At 46.5% G+C, this 13679-nt stretch carries 18 protein-coding genes; 3 read left to right on the top strand and 15 right to left on the bottom strand.

All coding sequences use genetic code 11. The features are described 5' to 3' along the window. Positions 1 to 147: 147 nt before the first annotated feature. The 8 genes from RMO27_RS22795 to RMO27_RS22760 all read right to left on the bottom strand — a co-directional run bounded on the left by RMO27_RS22795 (position 148) and on the right by RMO27_RS22760 (position 5803). The gene (locus tag RMO27_RS22795; protein WP_396133788.1) at positions 148 to 537 is read right to left on the bottom strand and encodes a cytidine deaminase; all 390 of its coding nucleotides are present in this window, start codon (positions 535 to 537) and stop codon (positions 148 to 150) included. A gap of 14 nt (positions 538 to 551) precedes the next feature. After that, positions 552 to 731 carry a hypothetical protein gene (locus RMO27_RS22790; RefSeq protein WP_309736822.1) on the bottom strand — a complete coding sequence of 60 codons (180 nt, stop codon included), beginning with the start codon at positions 729 to 731 and terminating at the stop codon, positions 552 to 554. A gap of 78 nt (positions 732 to 809) precedes the next feature. Then, complete coding sequence (locus tag RMO27_RS22785; protein WP_396133787.1) at positions 810 to 2063, bottom strand: aspartate aminotransferase family protein; 1254 nt, start codon at positions 2061 to 2063, stop codon at positions 810 to 812. A 376-nt stretch (positions 2064 to 2439) separates the two neighbouring features. After that, on the bottom strand, positions 2440 to 3081 hold the full coding sequence (locus RMO27_RS22780) for a Uma2 family endonuclease (RefSeq protein ID WP_309736821.1): 642 nt from the start codon (positions 3079 to 3081) through the stop codon (positions 2440 to 2442). A 61-nt stretch (positions 3082 to 3142) separates the two neighbouring features. Then, a complete protein-coding gene (locus tag RMO27_RS22775) occupies positions 3143 to 3841 on the bottom strand; it encodes a lipase (protein WP_309736820.1) in 699 nt (232 codons plus the stop codon). 29 nt (positions 3842 to 3870) lie between these two features. Next, positions 3871 to 4230: a type II toxin-antitoxin system PemK/MazF family toxin gene (locus tag RMO27_RS22770; RefSeq protein WP_309736819.1), complete on the bottom strand. Its 360-nt coding sequence runs from the start codon at positions 4228 to 4230 to the stop codon at positions 3871 to 3873. Further along, the gene (locus RMO27_RS22765; protein WP_309736818.1) at positions 4223 to 4513 is read right to left on the bottom strand and encodes a hypothetical protein; all 291 of its coding nucleotides are present in this window, start codon (positions 4511 to 4513) and stop codon (positions 4223 to 4225) included. Before RMO27_RS22765 ends, RMO27_RS22770 begins: the two co-directional genes overlap by 8 nt. 105 nt (positions 4514 to 4618) lie before the next feature. After that, positions 4619 to 5803 (bottom strand): NAD(P)H-quinone oxidoreductase subunit H, encoded by a 1185-nt coding sequence (locus tag RMO27_RS22760; protein ID WP_309736817.1) that lies wholly within the window; start codon positions 5801 to 5803, stop codon positions 4619 to 4621. Between the two features lie 229 nt (positions 5804 to 6032). Between RMO27_RS22760 and RMO27_RS22755 the strand changes: the two genes are divergently transcribed. Next, entirely contained in the window at positions 6033 to 6788 is a 756-nt protein-coding gene (locus tag RMO27_RS22755; RefSeq protein WP_309736816.1) for an HAD-IA family hydrolase, read from the top strand. 135 nt (positions 6789 to 6923) lie between these two features. Here RMO27_RS22755 and RMO27_RS22750 read toward each other — a convergent pair whose 3' ends face one another. From RMO27_RS22750 to RMO27_RS22725, 6 genes are all read right to left on the bottom strand, one after another. After that, the gene (locus RMO27_RS22750; RefSeq protein ID WP_309736815.1) at positions 6924 to 7118 is read right to left on the bottom strand and encodes a DUF2949 domain-containing protein; all 195 of its coding nucleotides are present in this window, start codon (positions 7116 to 7118) and stop codon (positions 6924 to 6926) included. Between the two features lie 504 nt (positions 7119 to 7622). Further along, the gene (locus RMO27_RS22745) at positions 7623 to 8186 is read right to left on the bottom strand and encodes a DUF192 domain-containing protein (protein ID WP_309736814.1); all 564 of its coding nucleotides are present in this window, start codon (positions 8184 to 8186) and stop codon (positions 7623 to 7625) included. A 178-nt stretch (positions 8187 to 8364) separates the two neighbouring features. Continuing rightward, positions 8365 to 9042 (bottom strand): response regulator transcription factor NblR, encoded by a 678-nt coding sequence (nblR, locus tag RMO27_RS22740; protein WP_309736813.1) that lies wholly within the window; start codon positions 9040 to 9042, stop codon positions 8365 to 8367. A gap of 119 nt (positions 9043 to 9161) precedes the next feature. Continuing rightward, on the bottom strand, positions 9162 to 10079 hold the full coding sequence (locus RMO27_RS22735) for an NAD(+) kinase (protein WP_309736812.1): 918 nt from the start codon (positions 10077 to 10079) through the stop codon (positions 9162 to 9164). Between the two features lie 236 nt (positions 10080 to 10315). Continuing rightward, complete coding sequence (locus tag RMO27_RS22730; RefSeq protein ID WP_309736811.1) at positions 10316 to 11302, bottom strand: NAD(P)H-binding protein; 987 nt, start codon at positions 11300 to 11302, stop codon at positions 10316 to 10318. Between the two features lie 140 nt (positions 11303 to 11442). Further along, the gene (locus RMO27_RS22725; RefSeq protein ID WP_309736810.1) at positions 11443 to 11550 is read right to left on the bottom strand and encodes a PetM family cytochrome b6-f complex subunit 7; all 108 of its coding nucleotides are present in this window, start codon (positions 11548 to 11550) and stop codon (positions 11443 to 11445) included. A gap of 162 nt (positions 11551 to 11712) precedes the next feature. On the opposite strand from RMO27_RS22725, the gene RMO27_RS22720 reads away from it, so the two are divergent. Together RMO27_RS22720 and pdxA are read left to right on the top strand one after the other, a co-directional pair. Next, positions 11713 to 12333, top strand: a complete 621-nt coding sequence (locus RMO27_RS22720; RefSeq protein ID WP_309736809.1) for a GNAT family protein — start codon at positions 11713 to 11715, stop codon at positions 12331 to 12333. Next, the gene (gene pdxA, locus RMO27_RS22715; RefSeq protein ID WP_309736808.1) at positions 12315 to 13376 is read left to right on the top strand and encodes a 4-hydroxythreonine-4-phosphate dehydrogenase PdxA; all 1062 of its coding nucleotides are present in this window, start codon (positions 12315 to 12317) and stop codon (positions 13374 to 13376) included. Before RMO27_RS22720 ends, pdxA begins: the two co-directional genes overlap by 19 nt. 80 nt (positions 13377 to 13456) lie before the next feature. Here pdxA and ureB read toward each other — a convergent pair. After that, a partial coding sequence (gene ureB / locus RMO27_RS22710; protein WP_309736807.1) for an urease subunit beta occupies positions 13457 to 13679 on the bottom strand: 223 nt, incomplete at its 5' end.

Raw genomic sequence — 13679 nt, 5'->3', positions numbered from 1 at the left:
TCGATCGATTGTTTGCTCGATTGAGTTGTCAGTAACCTTATGCCCCCATTCGTCAAAATACCATTTAGCCACAAGGGGAATTGCCTCTTGTTTATCTGCTAAAAATTCAAATTTCAAATTCATTTTCTTAATTCAGGCAATTGACTGTCAATCTCGCTGATATTTCATAGGTAAGAGTTCATCGATTTTGACGATCTTCTCATCTGTAATAATTACATTACAATCAGGCGAATAATCAGAAATCAACTCACGACAAATACCGCATGGTGACACAACTTGACCTTTACTATTGACCGCAACTATAGTCTCTATCTCCGGATCTCCTGCCGAGGCTGCCATTCCAATTGCAATTGCTTCAGCACAAACTGCAACTCGCCCAACATATGCTTCTAAATGGACGGATGAAAAAACTTTTCCCGACTTTGTTCGCAATGATGCACCAATATGGTGATAATTTTCCTTGAAGAGTTTTTTAATTATATTTCGAGCATTTCCAATAAGTTCTTGCTCTTTTTTATCAATAGAAAACATAAATATTGCAATCTGATTATTTACGGTTGCTGTTTACACTTAATTCGTTCCAATCTTTGCTGGCGAATTAGTTCGCCAAATTTAGCAACTAATTCCTCCAGTTGCAAATCGACTTCTGTAAAATCTAGACGAGCTTGGCGTAAATTGGCTATTAGTCGGCAATTGACTTCTGGACTGGGTATCATCGGTTGTGTTTTCACGCTCGTAATTTCCATTCCTAGACAATTAACCTACACAGAGATTTAAAATTAGAGTGGGAATTACCCACTCTGAATTTACTACATTGCCGCCAAAACCCGATCGACTATACTCACAGCTCGATCGATCTCTGCTGCCGATACGATTAATGGTGGTACGAACCGGACAACTTTGACACCCGCAGGTACCAATAATAAACCTGCATCCATCGCGGCTTTAACAATATCAATTGCATTGATTTTACTCTCAGCTTGCAGCTCCAAGCCATTAATTAAACCCCAACCCCGAACTTCGGAGATTACGGGATATTTGGTAGCTAATTGTTGTAAACCAGCCCGTAATTGTTCGCCCCGCGCTTGGACATTGCTGAGGATATTTTCCCGTTCTAATGTTTGACAAACGGCTAACGCTACCGCACAAACAAACGGATTACCACCGTAAGTACTCGCGTGATCTCCTGGTTGAAACACATTACACGATGCTTTGCACAGCGTCGCGCCAATCGGAATCCCACCGCCTAAACCCTTGGCACTAGTGAAAATATCCGGTTCGATGCCTAATTGCTCGTAACCCCAATATTTGCCCGAACGTCCCATCCCGACTTGGACTTCATCAAGGATCAGTAAGATGCCCTTGTCGTCGCAGAGTTTCCGCACCTGTTGGAAATATTCAATCTGCCCAGGATTTACTCCCCCTTCCCCTTGAAGCGGTTCGAGCATAATCGCTGCTACCTGCCCATCTAGTTCGGCAACTGCGGATTCGATCGCGGCAAAGTCATTGTAGGGTACATAGTGGAAACCGGGCATCAACGGACTAAAATTCTGGTGATACTTAGGCTGTCCGGTTGCTGTCACCGTCGCTAGCGTCCGTCCGTGGAAACTGGCATTGGCAGTCAAAATGACTGGTTCGGTAATCTTCAAGACCGTATGGGCGTATTTCCGAGCTAATTTAATCGCCCCTTCATTGGCTTCGGCACCAGAATTACAGAAGAATACCCGATCGGCACAAGAATGTTCAACTAACCACTTCGCCAATTCACCCTGCACGGGGACGTAATAAAGATTGGAAACATGAGTCAGCGTTTGAATCTGCGTCGTCACCGCTTCGATAACCGCTGGATGTGCGTGCCCCAGCGTACAGGTGGCAATCCCCGCCACAAAATCTAAATAAGCCTTACCATCCGTATCCCAGACGGTACAACCCTCACCTTTAATCAAAGCAAGATTGAACCGTCCGTAAGTAGTCATCACGTGACTATTAAACTCATCCTGACTGAAAGCTGACAACAATTCGGGATGAATCGTCGGTTGAGCAACCACAGTATCTAAACTCATCAAAATACTCCTAAATTTTTATCAAAAACCAATTGTAACGCTAGAAATCTCTCCGCGTTCTCTCTTTATCTCTGCGCCCTCTGCGCCACACCGAATTAGATTATCGTCGTCGGCTGCGACGCAAAACTTGAGCTACGAGTTGAGATAGATCGATCTGTGACTCTCGCAGTGCGGAGCCAGTCAGGGATTGGGTGTAGCGACACCGATCTAGTAAACTGTGCATTTTTTAAAAACCAGCCGAGTGTAATTGAAGCTGAATCGTAAGTTATGTCTGTTATAGCATTAACCACTCGATTCCGTAAAGCCGATACTCCGCCAACACGCAGTCCCAGATTTGACTAGGGTGATTTCTCAAATCGTTTGCTCGATACCAAATCTAACTGTTTGCACCAAGATGTGCTTGAATCCACGTTCGCAAATTCTTCACCGCTTGATTGATGCCATCAGTTTGACAATCTGTGAGAAATTCTAACACTCGATCGGACGACAAGATCGGAAAGATTGGCGATCGATCTACGCTCACATATGCCCCAGACTGCAACTGATAAAATGTCAAGATCGCCCCATCATATCGCCATACTTCACCAACGCCCAATGTTGCATAGAGCGAGAGTTGTTTAATCGAACTGCTGGTGATATCGATTTCGATCGCGAGATCGGGTGGTGGATCTTGGGTAAAATCTAATTTAGTTTTGCCTCTTATTGCTAGTTCGTTGGCAAAATAGTAACAGGAGTCAGGTTCTTTCCCTGCTTCTAAATCTGGACGTTTAATCGTCATCGAACCAGCCAGAGCATAATCTTGATCGAGTGTTTCAGCAATTGTAGATATTAGCCTCTCAATCGATCGATTACTCTTCTCATGTTCAAATAACGGGGTCATAAATTCCAGATCTCCGCGATAATAACTCAATCGGGCTTTGCCATCGTCGCCGATTTCTGCTAGCAGATTCTCGTAGAGATTCCAACTGATACCTTGAAGAAAGGTTCTCTCTTCACCTGTATTGATAACTGTTAACATTTTGTACCTCTCACGATCGATCGGTTATTTGCAAATTATAGTCGATCACCGCCAATTTCAGTTAAGTTAGGTAACTAGTCCACTGCGATAATACCTCTGGCGAACCATACCAAATCCCGGGACTGCGCGGTGAATGTTTGATATCTTCAATGATGATGTTTTTCGCACCATCTAAATGTGCTGCCTCGATCGCCGTAATCCCATCGCCCCAAGTATTACCCTCGCCACAAGTCTGTTGATAACTACTATAAGCTAGCCATTGACCGAGCTTTTTCTCACCATAGATTGACTTGCCAGCTACGCAAATATATTTCACATCTGAATACATCGCCCCAGGATAATTATCATTGACAAAATCGAGGTTTTTCTTTGTCCAGCGTTCGCCACTAATATGGGGAGTACCGAGAGTAATTAAGTTAGCAACTTTGGATTTGGCATTCCATAGCTTCGCAGATTCAGTGACATCGCCATGAATGATATATGGGATTTCACCGATGTAAATCCGACTAATCCAACCACCTGCGGAATGTCCGATCAGATTAATTTTTTGAGCTTGATTATCTTCTAGAGCTGCATTAACAGTGCGATCTAGTTGTCGCAAAATCGGTACCATCGATCGACCGCCGAGTGTGGGCAACCAATCGCGTTTGCGGAGCGGTACTATCGTGGTGGGTGTGCCGAGTGCGTTCAAAGCTTGTTGAAGTGGTAGATAGACATCAGCACTTTCGAGATAGCCAGGTAAAATAACTGTAGGTAACATTAAATAGGTTAACAATTAAATATTGAAATCTAGGATTTTAATTCATAATCCGTACAGACAATCAACCCAGACAACAGTTCTTCCAAAATCTCTGGGGATATCTGTCCTAATCGTTTGACAAATCGATCTGTTGAAAGGCTACGAATTTGTAAAATATTTCCTGCTGAATCGAACTCTAATCCATTATCTTCATTGGCATCGATTCGCACCATAAAAGGTCGATCTACAAATTTTGACTGCCAGCTTGTAATCGGAATCGCAATTTTCAAAGCAATCCGATCGAACAGATCGGAGCTGATAATAATAACAGGTCGAGTTTTCTGAATTTCTTGTCCCCTAGTGGGATTGAGATCTACTAACCAAACTTCGCCCCGTTTAGCATTAATCATGCTCGATCTCCCAATTTTCGGCATCGAGAACTGAGAATGCTGTTAGTTCTGGATCTGTCGCAAAATCTTCAGCAGTTGCTGCAACCGAAGATTGAAGATATTGATGCCGTTCTTTGATGGAGAGATTGGCAAGTTCTTGCAGGGATAAACTGGATTCTCTAGTTACTTCAGCAAACTTCTGACGGAGAAACTCAGTAAAATTCGCAACCTCCTGCTGTTGTGATGGGGATAATTGTCTTAAATTATTGAGGATGATTTGCTCGTAATCTATCTTTGTTTGCACGATCGATTCTCCCTGCTGGCTGAGTATAGAACAAGAATCGATCGAGTAATCCAAGTTAGTCTCAGATTAATCGATCGATAAATACAGAATAAACTTGCCGAATTACTATCGATCGACCGAACCCATAATAATATCCACACTTCCCAAAATCGTCACAATATCGGCGACCTTCACCCCACGCAAGAGATGCGGTAAGATTTGGACATTATTAAAATCAGCCGCCCGAATCTTCCACCGCCAGGGGAATACACTATCGTCACCGATAATAAAGATCCCTAACTCGCCCTTACCGCTCTCGATCCGGACGTAATTTTCGCCCTTGGGAATCTTAAATGTCGGGGCGACCTTTTTACTGATGTACTGATAATCCATCCCATCCCACTCGGATTTTGGCCCCGCAGCCAGACGTTTGGCTTCGAGATTTTCATAGGAGCCGCCAGGTAAAGCCGCAATCGCTTGCCGCAGGATCTTCACCGATTCGCGCATCTCCCGAATCCGCACAAAATACCGTGCCAGACAGTCACCAGCCGTCTCGTACTGGACATCCCAATCAAAGTCGTCATAGCACTCATACTGGTCAACCTTGCGCAGATCCCACTTCACGCCCGAACCGCGCAGCATCGGTCCCGATAAGCCCCAATTAATCGCTTCCTCGCGACCGATGGTGCCGACACCTTCAACCCGCCGGCGGAAGATCGGATTATGGGTAATTAGCTTCTCATACTCATCTACTTTCGGCATAAAGTAGTCGCAGAAATCCAGACACTTATCGATCCAGCCAGAGGGCAAATCTACCGCCACGCCGCCGATCCGAAAATAGTTATTATTGACCATCCGATAGCCAGTCGCCGCTTCCCACAGATCGTAAATCATCTCCCGTTCGCGGAAGATATAAAAGAACGGCGTCTGCGCGCCGACATCCGCCATGAAGGGGCCAAGCCACAGCAAATGGTTGGCAATCCGATTGAGTTCCAGCATAATCACACGAATATGGCTGGCGCGTTTGGGCACCGAAATATTTGCCAATTTTTCAACTGCATTTACCGTCACTGCTTCATTGAACATCCCCGCTGCATAGTCCCAGCGGCTGACGTAGGGCACAAACATAATATTCGTGCGGTTTTCGGCGATTTTTTCCATGCCGCGATGGAGATAGCCGATCACCGGTTCGCAATCAACGACATCTTCACCGTCGAGGGTGACAATCAGCCGCATCACCCCGTGCATCGATGGGTGGTGCGGCCCCATGTTTAGCACCATCGGTTCGGTTCTAGTTTCGAGTTGTGCCATATTCTCTATAAGTTGCCGCGTTCTGAAAAATAAATTATGACTAATGGCGATCGCTTGCCACCGATGGCGGAGTATCGATAGTTACCACGGATTCCCCTCCCCATATTATAAGGGTTTGGCACCGATCGCAGTACAGGGCGAACAGCAGCCGAATTGCCCAATCCACCGACAGGAATGATAACATCACTAATACGGTAGATTTGTTCGTGGAACTAGGAAGGCGATCGGGATGAGCGGATTACAAGCACTAATTTTTGATGTCGATGGTACGCTGGCCGACACCGAGCGCGACGGACATCGGGTTGCATTCAATCAAGCTTTTGCCAATGCTGGCTTGGATTGGGATTGGTCGATCGAGTTATATGGCAAACTCTTGGCTGTCACTGGTGGTAAAGAACGGATGCGTTTTTATCTGAACACCTATCGTCCCGATGTGCGGATGGAGGATGCGAAGATTGCCGATCTCCACAAGGCCAAAAATCAATATTATGCGCAGTTATTGGCACAGGGTGGGATTCCGCTACGTCCCGGCGTGAAACGGCTGTTGACGGCGGCCAGAGCCGCCAATCTGCGGCTGGCGATCTCGACGACGACGACCCCTGAAAATGTGTTCGCACTCTTAGCTAACAATATCGATGCTGATTGGTTTGAAGTCATTGCGGCTGGGGATATCGTCCCCAAGAAGAAACCCGCCTCCGATATCTACGATTATGTGCTCGTACAGATGCAGTTACCAGCAGCGGATTGTCTGGCATTTGAAGATTCGGAAAATGGTCTGATTTCCTCGCTGGCTGCGGGCATCGAGACGATCGTCACAATTAATGATTACACTCAAAATCATCGGTTCGATCGCGCCAAGCTCGTATTATCCGATCTCGGCGAACCTGATCGTCCTTGCCAAATTATCCATGGTGACACCCAAGGATCTACCTATGTCGATCTGCCACTCTTGATGAGATTAATCGATCGTGCTGCCATCAACTAGGACAGCAAGATGCGGGTTGGAGGTCGCTCCATTTTTAAAAACCACCAAAAAAGCTCCAAGTTTTAGCTCGGAGCTTTTTTAGATTGGATCTTCAAACCTAGCTAGTCATTGTTCTTAGCTGTCAACTATCAACTCCTAAGTTGCGTCTATCCAGTCATAGATCCGATCAAGTTGTTCGATCGTCACCAGTCCGTATTGCCATAAAATCATCGGCAATGGCCCTGGGTTGTGCTCTAGTTGCTTGAGACCGATCGCCATCGACGAAGCTGAGATAGCTAAGTCATCTTGTAAGAAGCGAATTAATTTTGTTAAATGGGTAGATGCAATCATGGCCGTACCTCCGGCTAAATATTAAAACGTATTTTCTAAAAAAGCAGAAATCTGCACCGTGTAAGACAACAATTCCGATCGGGAAATTGGTGAGAGTGAAAGATGACAGTGAGACCTTACTTATATCTTCACCAGTCTCGATCTAAATTACACAAAGATTCAAATTGAGATTTAATTGATGATGCAGTCAGTTACAACAATCCAGGTGGAACAATTGGAGCAGAGGTGACTGCGACCGCGATATCGACAGTAGTTTCTAGCTCTAATTGGGTGTAGCTCGCTGAAGATAATGCGGTGGATTTAGTAGTATGGATCTAACAGTTTCAATTGCCAGGGGAGAAAATTTAAAACTGGCAGTAACAAACATTTAATCCTGTTAACGTATATTTGAAATCCGTAGAAACACGGGCTTAAAAAAAAAGCTCGGACGGCGGATCGGTAGATTTGGGTATTCTTATTATTAGCAACGGATTATAACATTGCTGCTGACGTTTAAACTTGAACTTATTGTGATTTCAGCATTTTGGCTGAGTAATTATCAATATTCAAGCGATCGCCGACTTTAATCTTCAGTTCTGCGGCTCTACCACTGCGTAATTCGATAACATTATCGATCGATATTTGTGACTGGGGGCCATAGCCAGGGCAAGATGCTACCTTGCAGGGCTGGATATTTGCACCAATATGTTTAACTACGCCATTAGCCAGAAACACCATGTCTAAGGGAATGAGCGTATTTCTCATCCAAAAACTGACCGGACGTGCAGGGGAAAATACAAACAGCATCCCCCGATTGGCAGCTAAACTCGTGCGATACATCAGCCCCGTAGATTGCTCCTCAGACGTACGTGCCACTTCCAAGAGGATAGTTTGCCCCTGAGCGGTAAATCTAGCAGTTAGGGGCAGTTTTTGGCCTTGCTGAGTCGGTTGGAGATCTGCTCTAGATTGATTGATGGCCGATTTTTGGGGCAGAAATGGCGATGCCGATCGAACGGGTAGGGAGCAACTTAGTAGCAAGATCCCAGCTATCCCAAAAGTTATGCCAAATTTAAGTTGCTGTAGAGTCACGAGATTTTGAGGGAGCGGGGGTGTACGGTTCGAGCATTGAGGATGACAATTCTTTTCGCTCATCTGGACATTGAATTGCTCATCCCACTCCTGGGAGATCGGGACGAGCAATTAAATAATTTTGTTTCCAAATTAATTCAATCACGGATCTTCTGTTGTTGTTAACTAGCCTCTCTACCTAATCCCGCAGCACGTAGCCAACACCACGCACGGTCTGGATCAGTCGTTTGCCGCCATCTTTCTCCAGTTTGAGGCGGAGATAGCGGACGTAGACTTCGATTACATTAGATTCGCCGAGGAAATCATAGCCCCAGACATTTTCCAAAATCTGTTCTCTGGTCAGTTCGGTTTCGGGATGGGACATCAGATAGCGCAACAGTTCAAATTCTTTGACTGTCAATTCGATCGTCCGATCGTTCCGAGATACGCGATGGGTGACAAAATCCAAGACGAGATCGCCAAATCGCAATTGTTCGCCTGGTGTGACATTTGAGTGGAGATATAACCCGATCGTGTGTAAAAATTTGGCTGGATGATAGGGTTTGAGGAAGTAATCATCCGCTCCAGATTCTAAGCATACAATTCGATCGGCGATCGATTCATGAGACATCAGCAGCAAAATCGGTACCATACAACCCAATTCTCTCAGTTGAGGGACTAAGGTGAGGGCGGATTCGCCAGGTAACGCTCGATCGATCGCAATCAATGATGGGTGTAGCTTTTTTGCATGTTCGAGTCCGATGCGAGCATTTTCAGCGATCGCAACTTGATAACCAGCCTCGATCAGATCCAAGCTGATTTTCTGTGCTAGTACCGAATCATTTTCGACGATGATGATAGGGGAGTTTTCTGCCATGAATTAGTGAATAGTGGTGAGTGGATAGTGAATAGTGGTTAGTGAATGAGGTATCGAGATCGATCGATAGTTGGGAAACGCTGAGGATTGACTATTCACAATCCACTATTCACTGATTTCTAAGGTAATTCCACTGATGTCGGTTTCGCAATATGGGGTAATCCCCAGCCGAGTTTTTCGCGCAGAATTTTAAAGTATTCGGGCGGTTGGAGACGGATAAATTTGGCTGGATATTGAGATCGGGCGATGCGGATGCTAAATTCGGGACGGATATAGCAGCCACCGTTGCCATCGACGACCATCACGAGCCGGTTGGGGTTGGCCGAATTGATAACGACGGGTTCGGTGTCGGAGAAGACGAGGGCGCGGGAGGCAAGAGAATGAGGGCAGATTGGCACTAATTGGAGTGCATCGACTCCAGGGGCGACGACGGGACCGCCAGCGCTGAGGGAATAGGCAGTAGAGCCTGTCGGTGTGGAGAGAATAACACCATCAGCAGCAATATCGACAGGTGCGTGTCGGCCAACGGTCACTTCAAAGTGACACATGCTTGTGAGGGGTTCGCGATGGATCACCATCTCATTGAGGCACAAGGCTTCCCACAACAGTGTGTTACTTTCCCAGACCTGGATCGTGAGCATGGCACGTTCTTCGACCTGGTAGTCGCCAGAGATTGCGCGTTCGATCGCTTCTGGTAATTGATTGATATAGGTTTCGGTCAAAAAGCCCATGTGTCCGGTATTGACGGTCAGGAGGGGGATACCGCGCGGTGCTACTTGTCGAAAAGCAGCGAGTACCGTGCCATCGCCCCCCAACACGATCGCAAAGCTCATATCCTCATCAAATCCAGGCGGACACAGTGAGTCGATCGGAATGTGTGAAATTGGCCGATCCGATTGGCAATAGCCTAAGATGCCGCCTTTAGCGGCGGCAGAATGAACTTCCCAACCTTGCGCTGTGAGCTTGTCGTCAATTTCTTGGGCGATCCGACAAGCAACGGGTTTACCCTCATTATAGATTATGCCTACTTTTGGCACGGATGCAGTCCTACTTCAAATTGGCTCTGGATACAGACTTCTAACCATGGAGATCGATCGGTCAAGCGTCCTGACGATGCTCCGAATTTACTGCTGCGCGATCCATTGCTTCACCTTTGGACGTACGCAAGATTGCTGTTGTTAGCTAGATTCTGATTATCGCATATTAGTCACCCACAATCCCTCGATCGTGGGGATCGCTGCGACAGCAACACTCTTTTTTTGATGCTGAATCTTTAGTACATCATTTTTTTCTTCTTCTGTTTCGCCGCTTGCACTTCTTTTTGCTTGTTCTTTTCGTAGTCTAGTTCCTTGAGTTTGCGGAGAATCCGGCTGAAATATTCTTGGAGATAAGCTTCCAGGGTCCCGATTTCTTTCGGTTCGATCCCAAATATTTGGTAGACTTCCTGCATGTCAGCCGCTAGCGGCTTACCAGTTGCTAATACTTCGGTAAAGGCTAATCGATCAGCAGAGTTCCAGCTCCACTCAAAGAACCGCAATGTCTGTCTGAGCACTCGAATCAGACTGATCGGCACATTAGTCGTTTTAGCTTCTTTGCCGGATTGCAGTTCGCAGTAATTGATGATTTCGCGACCGTTCCAGGCGCGATTGCCGACGATCGGAAAGCTCCGCTTGCTAGTTTCTGGTACTGAAAGTGCTTTGATGGCAAATTTGGCAACATCTTGAGTATCCATGTAAGCGATCGGGGAAGATTCACCAGTCATCCACACTGGCTGCCCCTCTAGTGTCGGGATGGCAAATTGACCGATCACTCCTTGCATGAATCCCGCTGGACGCAGAATCGTATAATTTAGACCAGATTCCGCTAAAAATAGCTCGGTACACCGTTTGATTTCCATCAACGGGACGTTGGGATAATTCTCGGCTCCGAGAATCGAGAAGAAGATAAATCGCTCAATTTTAGCTTCAACAGCAGCTTGAATCAGCGCGACTTGACCATCCCAGTCAACTGTTTTGATACTGAGTGCATCCGTCGCTCTAGCAGTAGCGGCGTCAATTATTGCCGTTACGCCTACTAACGCAGGTGTCAAGGTATTAGGATCGCAGAGATTCCCGATGACTAATTCGGCTCCCCATTCTTTGAGGAAGGCGGCTCGGCGCGCACTTCGCACCAAACAGCGGACTTGGTAGCCCTCATCCAGGGCGCGGCGTGCGATCTGTCTACCCAAGGTACCTGTGGCACCAACGATTAATAATGTCATTTATAAAGAATAATTAAAAATTATTAAAGCTATTCTTTAAAATATTAGCAGAAATATCTCATGTTTGTTAATAAAAATTCACACAAGGAGTGGGAGCGGGGAGTTAGGGGGTTAAGCTTACCCCCTTAACCCATCGGGGGTTATTCTTCTTCTGGTCCTTGAATCTTGAGAAACAAGAATCCGAGGCTCAAACCCACTAAAATCAAGCTTGAGGACAAAATTGCGGCATTAAAAATCTCACCAGCCATGATGGAAGTACTCCTTAGTATTTATTAAATAACAGTTTTATGGTGCCCGCGACTACGGGGATCGCCTCATGTATCGTAACAGTATATTGGAAGTAAGCGATCGCCTGATGGAGACCCGATCGATCCCTTGCTAAAATCATCAAAATTGTCAGCAGTCCAACCATGAGTAGCGATTTTTTATTACCAGTAGGCGATCGATATCAGTTGCGATCGATTCAGATTGCTGATGCCGAAGAGCTATTTGCACTGACTGATGCAAATCGGAGTTACTTACGTCAATGGCTGCCGTGGCTGGATGTTGTTACTCAGGTCGAACACACGCGGGACTTTATTGCCAGAGAAATGCAGCAATTTGCCGAGCAGAAAGGGTTGGCAGCGGCTATTTATGATGGCGGCAGGATTATTGGCATGGTTGGCTTTAATCGCCTTGAGCAACAAGATCGAATTGGCTATATTGGCTATTGGTTAGCCCAATCTGATCGCGGTAAGGGAATTATGACCGAAGCTTGCCGCAGTTTAATTAATTATGGCTTTACTAAGCTTAAGCTCAACCGAGTTGTAATTACTTGTGCTACAGAAAATCACCGCAGTCGCGCGATTCCGCTTCGACTTGGTTTTACCAAAGAGGGCGTTATTCGCGATGCCGAATGGCTCTACCACGAATTTGTAGAGCATGATATCTACGCTCTGGCTGCTGAAGACTGGCAAAAATCGGCGACTCTCTCTCAGAGAGGCTACCCCAACGCATTACTTAGTAATAAATCATGCAGCAACCCAGACTAGTCATTACATTAGGCGATCCAGCGGGTATCGGTACCGAAGTTATCCTCAAAGCGTTGAGCGATCGATCTTTGGTAACTGACAATCTCACCCTCATTGGCAATCGCGACTTATTAATCGATCGCTATCGGTACTTGCGCCAGCAGATCCCGGCCACGATCGAATTAGCCAATCCAGAGTTGCTAAATATTATCGATGTGCCCTTGGCTCCAGCAATTCGTGATGGCATCGAGATCGGGAAGGGGAATGCTACGAGTGGGGCAGCGAGTTTTACCTATTTAGATCTGGCGATTGATCGGACATTGGCAGGGCAGTTTGACGCGATCGTCACCGCACCCATCGCCAAATCGGCTTGGCTAGCAGCGGGACATCATTTTCCAGGTCAAACCGAATTACTCGCGTCCAAGGCGAAGCTAGACCGCTTTGGGATGTTATTTGTTGGTGTTTCTCCCCATACTGGTTGGACATTGAGAGCATTGTTAGCGACGACGCATATTCCCCTCGCACAGGTATCGCAGACGCTGCACCCAGCATTGCTCAGTCTCAAATTGGGGTTGTTGGTAGAGTGTTTGCGGGAGGATTTTGGCTTGGAGTCGGGGACGATCGCGATCGCAGGGCTAAATCCCCACAGTGGTGAAGGGGGGCAATTGGGACGAGAAGAGGTGGATTGGCTCGATAGTTGGTTGGCACAGGAACGCCAGATTTATCCAGAGTACAAATTGCTCGGACTCTTGCCACCAGATACGATGTGGGTCAAACCTGGACAAGCTTGGTTTGGCACTCATGCCCAGCCCCAAGCAGCCGATGCTTATTTAGCTCTCTATCACGATCAGGGCTTAATTCCGGTGAAATTGATGGCTTTCGATCGAGCGATTAATATGACTATTGGGTTGCCATTCGTGCGGACTTCACCAGATCATGGGACTGCATTTGATATTGCTAGATTGGGGATTGCTGATGCCACTAGTATGAGTGCGGCGATCGATCTAGCAGCTAAATTAGTTACGGCTCGCGATCTTCGCAAAATCGCCAATCCCGCTCTGTAGAAGATGAACTGCGATGGGTCGATCTTCGTCGATCAATTAATTCCGACAAATCATAGTTCCGACGCCGGAAGATCGATCGATTATGAGAGTTTCCCTTCGATTTGGGCATTGAAGCCGTAGATTTCGCGGGAGCCAGCTAGCGCGACTAGTTGGACTTGTTTTTCATCTCCTGGCTCGAATCTGACAGCGGTACCTGCGGGAATGTCTAGCCGCATTCCCTTTGTCGGTACTCTGTCAAATCTCAATGCAGCATTAACTTCATAGAAGTGATAGTGAGAGCCGATTTGAATCGGTCGATCGCCT

The organism is Chamaesiphon sp. OTE_75_metabat_556, assembly GCF_031378165.1.
GTDB lineage: Bacteria > Cyanobacteriota > Cyanobacteriia > Cyanobacteriales > Chamaesiphonaceae > Chamaesiphon.
The sequence above is the reverse complement of the archived record's forward strand: the minus strand, read 5'-3'. Positions and strand labels throughout refer to the sequence as shown.